Genomic DNA, 16,674 nt, shown 5'->3' with positions numbered 1-16,674 from the left:
CGGGAAGCGGCCGTGGGCCGCACCCCGGCTGTCGCCGTGGTGCGGCCCACGGCCGCCGCGTCACCGCACCGTCGCGTCAGGCGCGCTCGCCGCTCAGGTGGTGCACCCGGACCATGTTGGTGGTGCCGGGGACGCCGGGGGGCGAGCCGGCCGTGATGATCATCGTGTCGCCGTCGCTGTAGCGGTTCAGCTTCAGCAGCTCCGCGTCCACCAGGTCGACCATGGCGTCCGTGTTGTCCACGTGCGGCACGACGTAGGACTCGACGCCCCAGCTCAGCGCGAGCTGGCTGCGGGTCGACTCCTCCGTGGTGAAGGCCAGGATGGGCTGCGCCACGCGGTAGCGGGAGAGGCGGCGGGCGGTGTCACCGGACTTGGTGAAGGCGACGAGCGCCTTGCCGTCCAGGAAGTCCGCGATCTCGCAGGCCGCGCGGGCCACCGAACCACCCTGGGTACGGGGCTTCTTGCCCGGCACCAGCGGCTGGAGGCCCTTGGACAGAAGCTCCTCCTCGGCGGCGACGACGATCTTCGACATCGTCTTGACCGTCTCGATCGGGTACGCGCCGACCGAGGACTCCGCCGACAGCATGACCGCGTCCGCGCCGTCCAGGATCGCGTTGGCGACGTCGGACGCCTCGGCGCGGGTCGGCCGCGAGTTGGTGATCATCGACTCCATCATCTGGGTCGCCACGATCACCGGCTTGGCGTTGCGGCGGCACAGCTCGATGAGGCGCTTCTGCACCATCGGGACCTTCTCGAGCGGATACTCGACGGCGAGGTCACCGCGGGCGACCATCACACCGTCGAAGGCGGCGACGACGCCCTCCATGTGCTCGACGGCCTGCGGCTTCTCGACCTTGGCGATGACGGGGACCCGGCGGCCCTCCTCGTCCATCACCTTGTGCACGTCCTTGACGTCCTCGGCGTCCCGCACGAAGGACAGCGCGACCAGGTCGCAGCCCATCCGCAGGGCGAAGCGCAGGTCCTCGACGTCCTTCTCGGACAGCGCGGGCACGTTGACCGCCGCACCGGGCAGGTTGATGCCCTTGTGGTCGGAGATGACACCGCCCTCGATGACGATGGTGGTGACCCGCGGGCCGTCGACCGAGACGACCTTCAGCTCGACGTTGCCGTCGTTGATGAGGATCGGGTCACCCTTGGTGACGTCGCCGGGCAGCCCCTTGTAGGTGGTGCCGCAGACCGACTTGTCGCCGGGGACGTCCTCGGAGGTGATGACGAACTCGTCCCCGCGGACCAGCTCGACGGGGCCCTCGGCGAACTTCCCGAGACGGATCTTCGGGCCCTGGAGGTCGGCGAGCACGCCGACGGCACGGCCGGTCTCGGAGGCGGCCTTGCGGACGCGGTCGTAACGGCCTTGGTGCTCCTCGTGAGTACCGTGACTGAAGTTGAAACGGGCCACGCTCATGCCGGCCTCGATCAGAGCGACGAGCTGCTCATGGGAGTCGACGGCGGGACCGAGGGTGCAGACGATTTTGGAACGGCGCATGAGGCGGATCCTATCGGTTTGTTTCACTGCGGAATATTCCGTCTGGTGGAAGATACAAAAGGGCGCGGGCCCGCTCAGTTGTGGACCAGGGCGAAGGTCTGACCTGCGATCTCCAGCTCCTCGTCCGTAGGCACGACGGCGACCGCCACCCGCGCGTCCTCGGGCGAGATCAGCCTCGGTTCGCCGGACCGCACGGCGTTGCGGTCCGCGTCGACGGCCAGGCCGAATCCCTCCAGCCCCGCGAGCGCAGCCTCCCGCACCGGGGCCGAGTTCTCCCCGACCCCCGCCGTGAAGACCACGGCGTCCACCCGGCCGAGGACCGCCGAATAGGCGCCGATGTACTTCTTCAGCCGGTGGATGTAGATGTCGAAGGCGAGCGCGGCGCGCTCGTCCCCCTCGTCCACCCGGCGCCGGATCTCCCGCATGTCGTTGTCGCCGCAGAGGCCGACCAGGCCGCTCCGCTTGTTCAGCAGGACGTCGATCTCGTCCGCCGACATCCCCGCCACCCGCTTCAGGTGGAAGGTGACGGCCGGGTCGATGTCTCCCGAACGCGTACCCATGACCAGCCCCTCCAAGGGGGTCAGTCCCATGGACGTCTCCACGCAGCGGCCGCCCGCCACCGCGGAGGCCGAGGCGCCGTTGCCGAGGTGCAGCACGATCACGTTCACCTCGGCCAAGGGCCGGCCCAGCAGCTCGGCCGTCCTGCGCGACACGTAGGCGTGCGAGGTGCCGTGGAAGCCGTAGCGGCGGATGCGGTGCGCGTCGGCCGTCTCGACGTCGATCGCGTACCGCGCCGCGTGCTCCGGCATCGTCGTGTGGAACGCCGTGTCGAAGACCGCGACCTGGGGGAGGTCCGGGCGCAGCGCCTGCGCCGTACGGATCCCGGTGATGTTCGCCGGATTGTGCAGCGGGGCCACCGGGACGAGCCGCTCGATCTCCTTCAGCACCTCGTCGGTGATCACGGTGGGCTCGCTGAACTTCAGCCCGCCGTGCACCACCCGGTGGCCGATCGCCGCGAGCTCGGGGGAGTCGAGGCCGAGCCCGTCGGCCGCCAGCTCGTCCGCCGCGGCCTTCAGCGCCTCCTCGTGGTCGGCGATCCTGCCCGTGCGCTCGCGGGGCTCCCCGCCCTTCAGCGGGGTGTGCACCAGCCGGGACGACGACTCGCCGATCCGCTCGACCAGACCGGTGGCCAGCCTGGAGCGGTCGCGCATGTCCAGCAACTGGTACTTCACCGACGAGGAGCCGGAATTGAGCACGAGCACGCGGTGGGCGTCATTCATGGAGCGGGAACCTCCGCTGGTCGGGTCGGTGGTCATGGCGGTCATGCCTCGCTCTGCGCCTGGATCGCCGTGATGGCCACCGTGTTGACGATGTCCTGGACCAGCGCGCCGCGGGACAGGTCGTTGACCGGCTTGCGCAGCCCCTGCAGCACCGGGCCGACCGCGACCGCGCCCGCCGAACGCTGGACCGCCTTGTAGGTGTTGTTGCCGGTGTTGAGGTCGGGGAAGATCAGCACGGTCGCCCGGCCCGCCACCTCCGACGACGGCAGCTTGGTCGCGGCGACGGACGGTTCGACCGCGGCGTCGTACTGGATCGGGCCCTCGATCCTCAGGTCCGGCCGTGAGGCGCGTACCCGCTCGGTGGCCTCCCGCACCTTGTCGACGTCCGCGCCCGTGCCCGAGGTCCCCGTCGAGTACGAGAGCATCGCGATCCGGGGGTCCACGCCGAAGCGGGACGCGGTGACCGCCGACTGCACCGCGATGTCCGCCAGCTGCTCCGCGTCCGGATCCGGGTTGACCGCGCAGTCGCCGTAGACCAGCACCTTGTCGGCGAGGCACATGAAGAACACCGACGAGACGATCGAGGCCTCGGGCTTCGTCTTGATGATCTCGAACGCCGGCCGGATCGTGGCCGCGGTGGAGTGCACCGAACCGGACACCATGCCGTCGGCCAGGCCCTCCTGGACCATCAGGGTGCCGAAGTAGTTGACGTCCGAGACGACGTCGTACGCCAGCTCCACCGTCACCCCGCGGTGCGCGCGCAGTGCGGCGTACCGCTCGGCGAAGCCCTGGCGCAGCTCTGAGGTCTGCGGGTCGACGACATGGGTCCCGGCGAGGTCGATGCCGAGGTCGGCCGCCTTCTTCCGGATGACGTCGGTGTCCCCGAGCAGGGTCAGGTCGCAGACGTCGCGGCGGAGCAGCACGTCCGCGGCGCGCAGGACGCGCTCCTCGGTGCCCTCGGGCAGGACGACCCGGCGCCGGTCGGAGCGGGCCTGCTCCAGCAGTTCGTGCTCGAACATCATCGGGGTGACCCGGCCGCTGCGGGCCACCGAGATCCGCTCCAGCAGGGCGCCGGTGTCCACGTGGCGCTCGAAGAGGCCGAGGGCGGTCTCCGCCTTGCGGGGTGTCGCCGCGTTCAACTTGCCTTCCAGCGCGAAGAGTTCACCTGCGGTGGGGAAGGACCCGCCGGCCACCGCGATGACCGGGGTGCCCGGTGCGAGGCGGGCCGCCAGCCGGAGTATCTCCTCGCCGGGGCGCTCGTTCAGGGTCAGCAGGACGCCGGCGATGGGCGGGGTGCCGGCGCTGTGCGCGGCCAGCGAGCCGATGACGAGGTCCGCGCGGTCGCCCGGGGTGACGACCATGCAGCCCGGGGTCAGGGCCTTCAGGAGGTTCGGCAGCATGGCCCCGCCGAACACGAAGTCCAGCGCGTCCCGTGCCAGCCCGGAGTCGTCGCCGAGCAGAACCGTTCCGCCCAGTGCGGTGGTGATCTGGGCGACGGTGGGCGCGGAGAGCGCGGGATCGTCCGGCAGCACCGAACAGGGGACGGGGAGCTGCGTCCGCAGCCGCTCCGCGATCTCCGAGCGGTCCTCGGACGCCACCCGGTTCACGACCACGGCCAGGACGTCGCAGCCGAGGCCGGCGTACGCCCGGTACGCGTTGCGCGTCTCGGCGTGCACGGATCCGGCGTCCTGGTCCTTGCCCCCGACCACCGTGATCACCGAGGACCCGAACTCGTTGGCCAGCCTCGCGTTCAGGGCCAGCTCGTCGGGGAGCTGGGTGGCGGCGAAGTCGCTGCCGAGCACGAGGACGACCTCGTAGTCGCGCGCCACCCGGTGGAAGCGCTCGACGAGCAGGGAGACCAACTCGTCGGTGCCCTTCTCCGCCTGGACCGCGGAGGCTTCCTGATAGTCGAGACCGAAGACGGTCTCCGCGCTCTGCGACAGCCGGTAGCGGGCCCGCAGCAGTTCGAACAACCGGTCGGGTCCGTCGTGGACCAGTGGGCGGAAGACTCCGACCCGGTCGACCTGACGCGTCAGTAGCTCCATGACTCCCAGATCGACGACCTGACGGCCGTCTCCCCGGTCGATCCCGGTCACGTACACGCTGCGCGTCACGCGTGGTCTCCCGTCCTGTTCGGCTGCCCTTGTCCTCTTGACGATACCCAGCAGGGCAGGTATGCCGCCCGCCGGGCCGAGGGGCCGGGGCGGGCCGTTCCCGGCCCCTGGAGGGCCCCCGCCCGATGAGCCGGAAGAGCGAGTGCCCGGCCGGGCGTGGGACAATCGTCATGGCTCACGGTACGGGGGTTTCTCGACGGTCCCCGGAACGCATGGCACTAGCGAGCAGGAGACAGAGCAGGATGCGCATCGGAATTCTCACCGCAGGCGGCGACTGCCCAGGTCTGAACGCTGTGATCCGGTCGGTCGTGCACCGCGCCGTGGTGGGCCACGGCGACGAGGTCATCGGCTTCGAGGACGGCTTCAAGGGGCTGCTCGACGGCCACTTCCGGCCCCTCGACCTGAACGCGGTCAGCGGCATCCTGGCCCGCGGCGGCACGATCCTCGGCTCGGCGCGACTGGAGCGCGACCGGCTGCGCGAGGCCGCCGAGCACTGCGCGGAACTGTCCCTCCGCTACGGCATCGACGCGCTCATCCCGATCGGCGGCGAGGGCACGCTCACCGCGGCCCGGATGCTGTCCGACGCGGGGATGCCCGTCGTCGGCGTCCCGAAGACCATCGACAACGACATCTCCGCCACCGACCGGACCTTCGGCTTCGACACGGCCGTCGGCGTCGCGACCGAGGCCATAGACCGTCTCAAGACCACCGCGGAGTCGCACCAGCGCGTGATGGTCGTGGAGGTCATGGGCCGTCACGCGGGCTGGATCGCCCTGGAGTCCGGCATGGCCGGCGGCGCCCACGGCATCTGCCTGCCGGAGCGTCCCTTCCAGGTCGACGACCTGGTCAAGATGGTCGAGGAACGCTTCGCGCGCGGCAAGAAGTTCGCCGTCATCTGCGTCGCCGAGGGAGCGCACCCGGCCGAGGGCTCCATGCCGTACGCCAAGGGCGAGATCGACCAGTTCGGTCACGAGCGCTTCCAGGGCATCGGCAACCGCCTCGCCGCCGAGCTGGAGATGCGCCTCGGCAAGGAGGCCCGGCCGGTGATCCTGGGCCATGTCCAGCGCGGCGGAACGCCGACCGCGTACGACCGTGTGCTCGCGACCCGCTTCGGGTGGAACGCCGTGGAGGCGGTGCACCGCGGCGACTTCGGCCGGATGACGGCGCTGCGTGGCACCGAGATCGTGATGGCCCCGCTGGCGGACGCCGTGACGCGTCTCAAGACCGTCCCCAGCGACCGGATGTACGAGGCCGAGTCGGTCTTCTGAGTCCCGGGCAGACCGCTCGTGCGGCCCCGGCCGTCCCCGGTGGACGACCGGGGCCGCCGCCGTTCCGTCCGCCCGTGCTGGGCGAGGGGCTCGTGCCGGCTCAGATGCCCGCCGTCCGCCAGAACTCCTCGACCACCCGGTCCAGGAACTCCCGGCCCTCGTCGCCCGCCGCCCCCGCACGGTCCCGGCCCGTGGTGTTCCAGCTCAGTGTGGACACCATCAGGGCCTGGTAGTCGGTGTGCAGCTGCTCCAGCACGTCCTGGACCAGGATCCGGTCCAGCGGGACCAGCTTGTCCACCGGCCGTACGTACGCCTGCCAGCGGGTCGTGACCGCCCGTGTCAGCAGGCCCTCCAGCTCCTCGTTGCGGCCCGTCGCCGTCAGGAACTGCGCCGCTGACATGTCCAGCGCGTCGCAGAGCGCCACGGCCTGGCGCTCGTTGCCGCGCCAGCGGCCCGACTCCTCGATCCGCTGGTAGGCGGACGCCGTGATGCCCAGGGCCCGTGCCAGGTCGTCCACCGCGAGGTCCCGGGCGACGCGGTGCTCGCGCAAGGTGCTCGCGGCGGCCAGCAGTTCGCCCGGCGCGCACCACAGCACACCGGCCAGCGCCATGAGTTCGCGTTCACCGGGAAGGGAGGTACCACGCTCCCAGGCCATCACGGTCTCGGCCGTGACACGCATGCCGTACTGGGCGCCGAGCCCGTACGCAACATGTCCGGGAGCCATTCCCAGAGCCTCGCGGAGACGGCGCGCGGCGGGAGCGTTGAAGGGCGGGGTGGGGTGCACGGCCCCACCGTAGAAGGCCGGGAACCGCCTGGCTACAGGCTGTTCCTATCAGTTCACCCTTCGTATGATCCTCCTAGGGTGCGCCGCCGCGGCGGCGCACGCGTATCAGCGGGTTTCGGCCACCCAGTGGTAGTGCAGCTCGGGCCGGCCCACCTGGCCGTAGCTCGGGCGGCGCGCGGCCCGGCCGGCCGTCACCAGGTGCTCCAGATAGCGCCGGGCGGTGATCCGGGAGATCCCCAGCCCCTCCCCGGCGGCCGCCGCGGTCACTCCGTCCGGGGCCTCCCGCAGAGCTCGTGTCACCGCCTCCAGCGTCGGACCGCTCAGCCCCTTGGGCAGCGTGGCCGGATCGGCGACCCGCAGCGCGCCCAGCGCCCGGTCCACCTCCTCCTGGCCGCTCGCCTCGCCCGCCGCCGCCCGGAACTCCGCGTATCGCGTGAGCCGGTCCCTCAGTGTGGGATACGTGAACGGCTTCAGGACGTACTGCACGACGCCGAGCGACACGCCCTCCCGCACCACCGCCAGGTCGCGCGCCGACGTCACCGCGATGACGTCGGCACCGTGCCCGGCCGCCCTCAGCGAGCGCAGCAGCTGCAGACCGTGCCCGTCGGGCAGGTAGAGGTCGAGCAGCAGGAGGTCGACCTCCGTCCGGTCCAGGGCCCGTACCGCCTCCGCCCGGGAGTGGGCGACGGCGGCCACCTCGAAGCCCGGCACCCGGCCCACGTACAGCTGGTGGGCGTCTGCCGCCACCGGGTCGTCCTCCACGACCAGCACCCGGATCACGGTGCCACCACCTCTCTCACCGCCGTACGGCCGGCGAGCGGCAGCCGCACCGTGAACTCCGCGCCGCCGCCCGGAGCCCGGTCCAGCGTCACCACCCCGCCGTTGCGGTGGACCGCCTGCCGCACCAGCGCCAGGCCGAGGCCGCGACCCGTGCCGTGGGTGGTCCAGCCACGCCGGAAGACCTCGTCCGCGTCGTCCGGACCGATCCCGGCGCCGGTGTCCGTCACCCGCAGCAGCAGCTCACCGGACCCGGTCCGCGCCGTCACGGTGACCAGTGCCCGTGTGGCGGTGCGCTGCGTGGGCACCGACTCGCCGGCGTCGCCGGTCGCCGTCTCGGACGCGGCGTCCACCGCGTTGTCGATCAAATTGCCGAGGATCGTCACCAGGTCACGCGGTGCCAGTGAGTGCGGCAGGGCGCCGTCGTCGATCAGGCTGTCCTCGGCGAGCACCAGCTCCACACCGCGCTCGTGGGCCTGCGCCGCCTTGCCGAGCAGCAGGGCCGCGAGCACCGGCTCGGCGACCGCGTCCACGACCCGGTCGGTGAGGACCTGGGCGAGTTCCAGCTCGGCCGTCGCGAAGTCCACGGCCTCCTCGACGCGGCCCAGCTCGATCAGCGAGACCACCGTGTGCAGCCGGTTCGCCGCCTCGTGCGCCTGCGAACGCAGCGCCTGGGTGAAGCCGCGCTCCGAGTCGAGCTCGCCCGACAGCGCCTGCAGCTCCGTGTGGTCCCGCAGCGTCACGACCGTGCCGCGCCGCTCGCCGCCGACCACCGGACTGGTGTTGACGACGATCACCCGGTCCGCCGTCAGGTGGACCTCGTCCACGCGTGGCTCCGAGGCCAGGAGCGCCCCGGTCAGCGGCGCCGGCAGCGCGAGCTGGTCGACCCCGAGCCCGACCGAACCGGGCGCCAGCCCCAGCAGCTCCCGGCCCGCGTCGTTGATCAGGGCGACCCGGCGCTGTCCGTCCAGCATCAGCAGCCCCTCGCGCACCGCGTGCAGGGTCGCCTCGTGGTAGGTGTGCATCCGGCTCAGCTCCCGTGCGTTCATCCCGTGCGTGTGCCGCCGCAGCCGGGCGTTGACCACGTACGTACCGAGCGCACCGAGCGCCAGGGCGGCACCCGCGGCCGTCCCCAGGGCGCCGAGCTGCTCGCGCACCTGTGTGGACACCCTCTCGACGGTGATGCCCGCGCTGACCAGGCCGACGATCCGGCCCCCGTCACGGACGGGCGTGACGACGCGTATCGAAGGGCCGAGCGTGCCGGTGTAGGTCTCCTCGAACGTCTCGCCGAGCAGGGCGCGCTCGGTGTGCCCGATGAAGCGCCTGCCGATCTGGGAGGTGTCGGGATGGGTCCAGCGGACCCCTTCGGGATTCATGATCGTCACGAAGGCGATCCCGGTGTCCTCGCGGACCTGCTCCGCGTACGGCTGGAGTACGGCGGACGGATCCGGGGTACGGATCGCCTCCCGTACCGACGGAGATCCGGCCATGGCGAGGGCGGCCGCCCGCACCTGGCGGGCCGCGGTCTCCTCCGCCTGGGACCGGCCGGAGGCATAGGCGAAGACGGCGCACCCGGCCACGACCGCGGCCACGAGCAGGGCCTGCATCGCGAACAGCTGGCCGGCCAGGCTGCGGGGGAGGGTACGGGGCAGGCGCATGCACCCCAGTCTGCCTGGCGGCGCCCTGCGGCCCAAGGTGGCTGATAAGCATCTGTGAACTATATGAACGCAAGGGTGACGGCCGTCACAGGGAAGTGAATAGTCACCGGGGCCCCCAGGGACGGGGAGCCGCCGCATACCCGAGGAGACCCCCGTGGCAGAGAAAGCCGCACGACGGGACCGCACCCACTATCTGTACATCGCCGTGATCGCCGCCGTGGTGCTGGGCATCACGGTGGGCCTGGTGGTTCCGGACTTCGCCGTGGAGCTGAAGCCGATCGGTACAGGCTTCGTCAACCTCATCAAGATGATGATCTCGCCGATCATCTTCTGCACGATCGTGCTCGGGGTCGGCTCCGTACGGAAGGCCGCCAAGGTCGGCGCCGTCGGCGGTCTGGCCCTCGGCTACTTCCTGGTGATGTCGACCGTCGCCCTGGCCATCGGCCTGGTCGTCGGCAACCTCCTGGAGCCGGGTTCCAGCCTCCACCTCACCGAGGCGGCCCGCGCCGCCGGTGAGAAGCAGGCCTCGGGTGCCAGCGAGTCCACCGTCGACTTCCTGCTCGGCATCATCCCCACCACCATGGTGTCCGCCTTCACCGAGGGCGAGGTCCTGCAGACCCTGCTCATCGCCCTGCTCGCGGGCTTCGCGCTCCAGGCCATGGGCTCGGCCGGTGAGCCGGTCCTGCGCGGCATCGGGCACATCCAGCGCCTCGTCTTCCGCATCCTCGCCATGATCATGTGGGCGGCCCCGGTCGGCGCCTTCGGCGCGATGGCGGCGGTGGTCGGCGAGACCGGCGTGGACGCGCTCAAGTCACTCGCGATCATCATGATCGGCTTCTACGTCACCTGTGCGCTCTTCGTCTTCGTGATCCTGGGCGCGATCCTGCGCCTGGTCGCCGGGGTCAACATCTTCACCCTGCTGAAGTACCTGGGCCGTGAGTTCCTGCTGATCCTCTCCACCTCCTCCTCCGAGTCGGCCCTTCCGCGGCTGATCGCGAAGATGGAGCACATGGGCGTCAGCAAGCCCGTCGTCGGCATCACCGTGCCGACCGGCTACTCCTTCAACCTCGACGGCACCGCGATCTACCTCACGATGGCCTCGCTCTTCATCGCCAACGCGACGGGCGACCCGCTGACCATCGGTGAGCAGATCTCGCTGCTGGTCTTCATGGTGATCGCCTCCAAGGGTGCGGCGGGCGTCACCGGCGCCGGCCTCGCCACCCTCGCCGGCGGCCTCCAGTCGCACCGCCCCGAGCTCGTCGACGGGGTCGGCCTGATCGTCGGCATCGACCGCTTCATGAGCGAGGCCCGCGCCCTGACGAACTTCGCGGGCAACGCGGTCGCCACGGTGCTGGTCGGCACCTGGACCAAGGAGATCGACCGGGAGCGGGTGGACCAGGTCCTCTCCGGCGCCCTTCCGTTCGACGAGAAGACGATGACGGACGACCACGCCCCCGCGGACGCCGAGGTCCCCGAGGCCAGGGACGGCGGCGAGGAGAAGCCCTCGCTCGCCAAGGTGTAACTGTGTGACGATGCGGCCGGTACGGGGACTCCCGTACCGGCCGCATCCGCGTGTCCGGGACCTCAGGCCGGGGCACGCGCTCACCGGCCGCCCGGCACGGGCCGGAACGCGGCTCCCGTCCCGCGCCCGCGGACGGCGCTGCCTCAGCCGTACGGGATGTGGACCACCGACTGGTTGCCGACGCCCACGGAACTCGTACCGTTGCCGATGGCGTTCCAGATCTCGACCCTCACCGTGCCGTTGGACAGATTGCCGTGGCTCCCGGTGGAGGCCTTGAGGCCCTTGGCCTGGGTGTAGTGCTCGAACCCGTTGACGGGATCGGTGGCGAAGTAGTCGTACGTCTCCGTGCGGTCCCAGGTCCCGTCGCCCGTACGGTCGTAACTAACCCGTACCTGCTGCCCGTTCGCGATGCTGGTGCCCGAGTCGGCGAACACGTCGAACTGGGTCGAGCCGCCGTCGTACGCCCGGGTGACGCCCGTCGCCGTGAAGGTCTGCGGGTTGTGCGGGGTGCCGTCGTAGTTGCCGCCGCCGGCCGAGGCGACCGTCACCGAGGAGGCGGTGGACTGCGCCGCGCCGAGGCCGCCGGCGCTACGCAGGACGAGGGTGGAGGAGCCGGTCGGCGGATCCGTGGGCGGTTCGGTGGTCCCGCCGCCCTTGGTCCAGACGCCCACGTAGTCGACCAGCATGGGCCGCCCCGGCACCGTCTCGGCGGTCGGGGTGGAGCCGCCGAGCGCGTTCGGGAAGGCCCCGCCGACGGCGAGGTTCAGCAGGAGGAAGTATCCGGCGTGGTCCGTCATGTTCGCCCAGGTCGCGGCGGGCAGCTGGCTCTGGGTGACGCTGTGGAAGAGCTGGTCGTCGACGTACCAGCGCAGGGCGTTGGGGGTGACGGCGCGGTCCCACTCGAACCGGTAGGTGTGGAAGGCGGACTGGCAGCTCGCGCCGGGGCAGGTGCGGCTGTTGCCGAGGCCGGTGGTCTCGTTGCACGGGCCGCCGGGGTTGACCCCGCAGTGCAGGACGCCCCAGACGGAGTTGATGCCGTTGACGTTCTCCATGATGTCGAACTCGCCGATGCCCGGCCAGTTCCAGTAGTTGCCCCGGTACGGCGATCCGAGTGCCCAGAAGGCCGGCCAGTAGCCGAGGGCCGCGTTGCCGGTCACGTTCGGCATCTGGACGCGGCCCTCGATGCGCAGGGTGCCGCCGGCCGGGGCCTTGAAGTCGGCCCGCTTGGTCTCGATGCGGCCGGAGGTCCAGTTGCCCGCACCGTCGCGCAGCGGGGTGATGCGGAGGTTGCCGCTGCCGTCGAGGCTGACGTTGTCGGGGCTGGCGGTGTAGTTCTGGATCCCAGTTGCCCGGGCCTCCGGGATAGCCGTGCCCCGTGTCGATCTGCCAGTTCGCCGAGGACGGCAGGGTGCGGTTCGCGCCGTTGAAGTCGTCGCTCCACTGCAGGTTCCAGCCGGGCGTCGTCGGCACGTCACCGCGGGCGGACCCGGAACCGGCGACGGTGAGCACGGCGGCGAAGGTGAGGGCCAGGGCGGTGAGGGAGGCGAGCAACGTCGTGCGTCTGTGGGGGATGGTGCGGCTCGTACGCAAGGGAACCTCCGGTGGGGGACGTGCCGGGAAGGTCATTGATGAGAGCGCTCTCAGACTTGTCTAGATGCACCCGGGGCGGCCGTCAATGGCCCCGGCGCCTCTACTTCCCGAAGGAGCCGAGCGGCTTGCCTTGACGCCGACGTCAAGGAATACGGTCGCGGTATGCGAATCGGGGAGCTGGCCGAACGCGCCGGGACGACGACACGGACGCTGCGGTACTACGAGTCGCGGGGCCTGCTGCACGCGCGCCGCGCGGAGAACGGCTACCGCACGTACGACGAGGGCGACCTGCGGATGGTCCAGCAGATCCGGACCCTTCAGGACTTCGGGTTCGACCTGGAGGAGACCCGCCCCTTCGTCGACTGCCTGCGCGCCGGCCACCCGGCGGGCGACTCCTGCCCGGCCTCGCTGGCCGTCTACCGGCGCAAGCTCGGGGAACTGGACGCGCTCATCGGCCAGTTGCAGGGCGTCCGGGCGGAGGTGGGCGCACAGCTGACCCGCGCCGAACTGGAGGCCTCGGCCGAGGTGCCGGGAGGCCCCGAACCACGGTGCGAACTGAACTGGGAGGACGAGAAACGATGATCCACGCAGAAGGTGTGGCCGAGGTGACCGACGCCACGTTCGACGAGAAGGTCCTGGGAGCCGGGATCCCGGTGCTGGTCGAATTCACCGCCGACTGGTGCGGCCCGTGCCGTCAGCTGGCCCCGGTACTCGGCGCGATCGCGAAGGAGGAGGCCGGCCGGCTCGAGGTCGTACAGATCGACGTGGACCACAACCCGGGGATCACCAGCCGCTACGCGGTGCTGTCGATGCCGACCCTGATGGTCTTCCGGGACGGCGAACCGGTGAAGTCGATGGTCGGCGCCCGGCCCAAGCGCCGGTTGCTCCAGGAGCTGGAGGACGTACTGCCCGCGGCGGTCTGACCTTCCGCCTCCTCAACATCGCGGAAACATTGATGTACGGTCCACTCGCATGCGGAGCCGACCAGTTCTCGCGTGGACCTCAACCGTGGCCGCCACCCTCGCGCTCACGGCCGCAGCCAGCCCGGTGGCCGCCGCGCCGGCGGCCGCCCGCGTGAGCCACGGCGCCCTTGCCGCCCGTCAGGGCAACGTGCTCATCGTGTACTCGTCACAGGGCGAGACGCTCCCGCTGGGACGGCTCAAGCGGGACGCACTCGCCGTGCTGGGCCCCGGGGCCCTCGTCGAGAGTGTGGGACAGGGGTGGATAGGAGGGGCTGTCCTGCTCTCCTCTCAACTGCGCTGGGTGACTGTCCTCGGTGTTGCGGGGGTGGGACTGGTGGCGCTGGCAGCCGCGTTGAACTGCCTCGCCGAAGTTGTGCGCTTCGCCCGTTCCATCGCACCGGTGTCCGTGGTGACCGGGAGACGTCGGGTGTACGTGACGGTGGCCGCCTGGACTCTTGCCGCGCCCCTGTGCGCCGCAGCCGTACTGGGTGCGGTTAGCGCGGTCTGGGTGACCCTCCCCTACACGACACCGCCGAGGAACGGGGAGCTGCCGCCCCAGATGCTGAGCGCCTCGGTGGCCGTGCTGTGTCTGCTGGCGGTGCTCGTGGCCGGTCTGGCCGCCCTGAGTGCCGTACGGGAATCTAGGCGCTGGCGCCCCCGGCACGACTGAGCGGCACACCGGCACCGAAGAGGGGCGGCACACCTGGACCTCCAGGTGTGCCGCCCCTCTTCGATGTCCCGTCCCGTCAGGCCGGCCGCAGCCACACCGTCGCCAGCGGAGGCAGCGTCAGCGTCACGCTCGTCCCCCTGCCGTGCGCCGGTACCGCCTCAGGCTTCAGTGGCTCCTCGTTGCGCACGTCGCTGCCGCCGTACCGTGCCGCGTCCGTGTTGAGGACCTCCACCCAGGCCTCGGGCCCGTCCGGGACGCCGATGCGGTAGCCGTCGCGCACCACCGGGGAGAAGTGGGAGACGGCGATCAGCGGCGATCCGTCCGCGTCGTACCGGACGAACGCGAAGGCGTTGTCCTCCGCCGCGCCGCCGTCGATCCAGCTGAAGCCCTCCGGAGACGTGTCCCGCTGCCAGAGTGCGGGCAGCGCGTTGTAGACCGCGTTGAGGTCCGTGACCAGGGTGCGAACGCCCCGGTGGTCACCGGAGGCCTCGTAGGTCTCGTCGAGCAGCCACCAGTCCGGGCCATGCCCCTCGGACCACTCCGCTCCCTGTGCGAACTCCTGCCCCATGAAGAGCAGTTGCTTGCCGGGGTGGGCCCACATGTAGCCGAGGTAGGCGCGATGGTTCGCGCGCCGCTGCCACCAGTCCCCGGGCATCTTGCTCACCAGGGCCTGCTTGCCGTGCACCACCTCGTCGTGCGAGACCGGCAGCACGTAGTTCTCGCTGTACGCGTACACCATCGAGAAGGTCATCTCGTCGTGGTGGTACTTGCGGTGGACGGGCTCCTTGGACATGTAGACGAGGGAGTCGTGCATCCAGCCCATGTTCCACTTCAGGCCGAAGCCCAGGCCGCCGTGGTCCGTGGCGCGGGTGACGCCGTCCCAGGCGGTGGACTCCTCGGCCATCGTGACGACACCGGGGTTGCGGCGGTAGACCGTCGCGTTCATCTCCTGGAGGAAGGCGACCGCGTCCAGGTTCTCCCGGCCCCCGAACTCGTTCGGCGACCACTGGCCGTCCTCGCGGGAGTAGTCGAGGTAGAGCATCGAGGCGACCGCGTCGACCCGCAGCCCGTCGATGTGGAACTCCTCGCACCAGTACGTGGCGTTGGAGACCAGGAAGTTGCGCACCTCCTTGCGGCCGTAGTCGAACTCCAGGGTGCCCCAGTCCGGGTGCGCGGCCCGGTTGGGGTCGGAGTGCTCGTACAGCGGGCGGCCGTCGAACTCGGCGAGCGCCCAGTCGTCGCGGGGGAAGTGGGCCGGCACCCAGTCCATGAGGACCCCGATGCCCGCCGCGTGCAGCGCGTCGACCAGGAAGCGGAAGTCGTCGGGGGTGCCCATGCGGGACGTCGGGGCGAAGAAGCCGGTGACCTGGTAGCCCCAGGAGCCGCCGAACGGATGCTCCGAGACGGGCATCAGCTCCACGTGCGTGAAGCCGAGTTCCCTTACATAGGAGGGCAGTTGGGCGGCGAGCTGGCGGTAGGTGAGGCCCGGCCGCCAGGAGGGGAGGTGGATCTCGTAGACGGAGAACGGGGACTCGTGGACCGGGCGGTCACCCCGGTGCGCCATCCAGTCGGTGTCCTGCCACTCGTGGTGCGAGGCGGTGACCACCGAGGCGGTGGCGGGCGGCACTTCGGTGTGACGGGCCATCGGGTCGGCGCGCTGCGTGTGCGAGCCGTCGGGCCGGCAGATGTCGTACTTGTACACGGCGCCCTCGCCGACGCCGGGGAGGAAGAGCTCCCACACGCCGGTGGACCCGAGGGAGCGCATGGGGAAGGCCGTACCGTCCCAGTAGTTGAAGTCGCCGGCGACGCGGACCCCTCGCGCGTTCGGCGCCCAGACGGTGAACCGGGTGCCCGCCACGCCCTGGTGCTCCATCGGCTGTGCCCCGAGCGCCTTCCAGAGCTCCTCGTGCCTGCCCTCGCCGATGAGGTGCAGGTCGAGTTCGCCGATGGCGGGCAGGAAGCGGTACGGGTCGTCCACCTCGATCGTGTTGTCGTCGTAGGCGACCTTCAGGCGGTACCCGTCGGGCACGGCCGGCAGCGCCAGGACGCCGGAGAAGAAGCCGTCGCCGTCGCTCTGCAGCTCGGCCCGTTTGTCCCCGGCCAGCACGGTCACCGAGCGTGCGTAGGGGCGCAGCGCCCGGAAGAGCACTCCGCCCGAGGTCGGGTGCGCGCCCAGGACTCCGTGCGGGTCGTGGTGCTCACCGGCGAGCAGGCGGCCCCGGTCGGCGTCGTCCAGGACGTTGGCGGGCAGCACGTTCTTGCTGCCCCCGCCGCGGCGCGGGCGGGGCGGGGTTCCGGAGGCCGCGGCCGTCGTCCTCCTGGCGCGGGGCCGTTTGGCGGGAGCCGCCGGGGTGGGCTCCGCGGGCGTGTCCGCGCCTGGCCGGGCGGAGGTGGCCGGAGGCGCGGCCGGACCGGTGACCTCGGCGGTCACCGGCTTGGGCGTGGGCGGGGTCTCGATGGGATCGGACGGCTTGCGGGACGGCTTGCGGGCGGTCACAGGGACTGCCTCCTCGGAAGGCTCGGGGGATCGGAACGCTCGGGGGAC

The 16,674-nt window shown here is 71.1% G+C and carries 12 protein-coding genes and 1 pseudogene; 5 read left to right on the top strand and 8 right to left on the bottom strand.

The genetic code is table 11. From position 1 onward, the window contains the following. Positions 1 to 76 precede the first annotated feature (76 nt). The 3 genes from pyk to pta form a co-directional block, all read right to left on the bottom strand. Complete coding sequence (gene pyk / locus LWJ43_RS09650; RefSeq protein WP_277331878.1) at positions 77 to 1,504, bottom strand: pyruvate kinase; 1,428 nt, start codon at positions 1,502 to 1,504, stop codon at positions 77 to 79. 74 nt (positions 1,505 to 1,578) lie between these two features. Continuing rightward, entirely contained in the window at positions 1,579 to 2,829 is a 1,251-nt protein-coding gene (locus LWJ43_RS09645) for an acetate kinase (protein ID WP_277331877.1), read from the bottom strand. Next, on the bottom strand, positions 2,826 to 4,898 hold the full coding sequence (gene pta / locus LWJ43_RS09640; RefSeq protein ID WP_277331876.1) for a phosphate acetyltransferase: 2,073 nt from the start codon (positions 4,896 to 4,898) through the stop codon (positions 2,826 to 2,828). Before pta ends, LWJ43_RS09645 begins: the two co-directional genes overlap by 4 nt. 242 nt (positions 4,899 to 5,140) lie before the next feature. Here pta and LWJ43_RS09635 point away from each other — a divergent pair, with 242 nt between their 5' ends. After that, on the top strand, positions 5,141 to 6,166 hold the full coding sequence (locus tag LWJ43_RS09635; RefSeq protein WP_277331875.1) for an ATP-dependent 6-phosphofructokinase: 1,026 nt from the start codon (positions 5,141 to 5,143) through the stop codon (positions 6,164 to 6,166). A 100-nt stretch (positions 6,167 to 6,266) separates the two neighbouring features. Here the strand turns inward: LWJ43_RS09635 and LWJ43_RS09630 are convergent, their stop codons facing one another. The 3 genes from LWJ43_RS09630 to LWJ43_RS09620 all read right to left on the bottom strand — a co-directional run bounded on the left by LWJ43_RS09630 (position 6,267) and on the right by LWJ43_RS09620 (position 9,385). Further along, on the bottom strand, positions 6,267 to 6,890 hold the full coding sequence (locus LWJ43_RS09630; RefSeq protein WP_277335849.1) for a helix-turn-helix domain-containing protein: 624 nt from the start codon (positions 6,888 to 6,890) through the stop codon (positions 6,267 to 6,269). Positions 6,891 to 7,055: 165 nt separating this feature from the next. Then, positions 7,056 to 7,730 carry a response regulator gene (locus LWJ43_RS09625; RefSeq protein ID WP_277331874.1) on the bottom strand — a complete coding sequence of 225 codons (675 nt, stop codon included), beginning with the start codon at positions 7,728 to 7,730 and terminating at the stop codon, positions 7,056 to 7,058. Further along, positions 7,727 to 9,385, bottom strand: a complete 1,659-nt coding sequence (locus LWJ43_RS09620; RefSeq protein ID WP_277331873.1) for a sensor histidine kinase — start codon at positions 9,383 to 9,385, stop codon at positions 7,727 to 7,729. The genes LWJ43_RS09625 and LWJ43_RS09620 overlap by 4 nt, the downstream gene beginning before the upstream one ends. A gap of 154 nt (positions 9,386 to 9,539) precedes the next feature. Between LWJ43_RS09620 and LWJ43_RS09615 the strand changes: the two genes are divergently transcribed. Beyond that, complete coding sequence (locus tag LWJ43_RS09615; protein ID WP_277331872.1) at positions 9,540 to 10,907, top strand: cation:dicarboxylate symporter family transporter; 1,368 nt, start codon at positions 9,540 to 9,542, stop codon at positions 10,905 to 10,907. 143 nt (positions 10,908 to 11,050) lie between these two features. Here LWJ43_RS09615 and LWJ43_RS09610 read toward each other — a convergent pair. After that, positions 11,051 to 12,533 (bottom strand): annotated as a pseudogene (locus LWJ43_RS09610) (glycoside hydrolase family 16 protein). Positions 12,534 to 12,659: 126 nt separating this feature from the next. Between LWJ43_RS09610 and LWJ43_RS09605 the strand changes: the two are divergent. The 3 genes from LWJ43_RS09605 to LWJ43_RS09595 all read left to right on the top strand — a co-directional run bounded on the left by LWJ43_RS09605 (position 12,660) and on the right by LWJ43_RS09595 (position 14,129). Then, positions 12,660 to 13,079, top strand: a complete 420-nt coding sequence (locus tag LWJ43_RS09605; RefSeq protein ID WP_277331871.1) for a MerR family transcriptional regulator — start codon at positions 12,660 to 12,662, stop codon at positions 13,077 to 13,079. Next, positions 13,076 to 13,420 carry a thioredoxin gene (gene trxA / locus LWJ43_RS09600; protein WP_277331870.1) on the top strand — a complete coding sequence of 115 codons (345 nt, stop codon included), beginning with the start codon at positions 13,076 to 13,078 and terminating at the stop codon, positions 13,418 to 13,420. Before LWJ43_RS09605 ends, trxA begins: the two co-directional genes overlap by 4 nt. 85 nt (positions 13,421 to 13,505) lie before the next feature. Next, entirely contained in the window at positions 13,506 to 14,129 is a 624-nt protein-coding gene (locus LWJ43_RS09595) for a hypothetical protein (protein WP_277331869.1), read from the top strand. A 76-nt stretch (positions 14,130 to 14,205) separates the two neighbouring features. Here LWJ43_RS09595 and glgB read toward each other — a convergent pair whose 3' ends face one another. Further along, positions 14,206 to 16,626 (bottom strand): 1,4-alpha-glucan branching enzyme, encoded by a 2,421-nt coding sequence (glgB, locus tag LWJ43_RS09590; RefSeq protein ID WP_277331868.1) that lies wholly within the window; start codon positions 16,624 to 16,626, stop codon positions 14,206 to 14,208. Positions 16,627 to 16,674: the final 48 nt, after the last annotated feature.

Origin of the sequence: Streptomyces sp. JH34, assembly GCF_029428875.1 — a bacterium.
Taxonomy (GTDB): domain Bacteria; phylum Actinomycetota; class Actinomycetes; order Streptomycetales; family Streptomycetaceae; genus Streptomyces.
The sequence above is the reverse complement of the archived record's forward strand: the minus strand, read 5'-3'. Positions and strand labels throughout refer to the sequence as shown.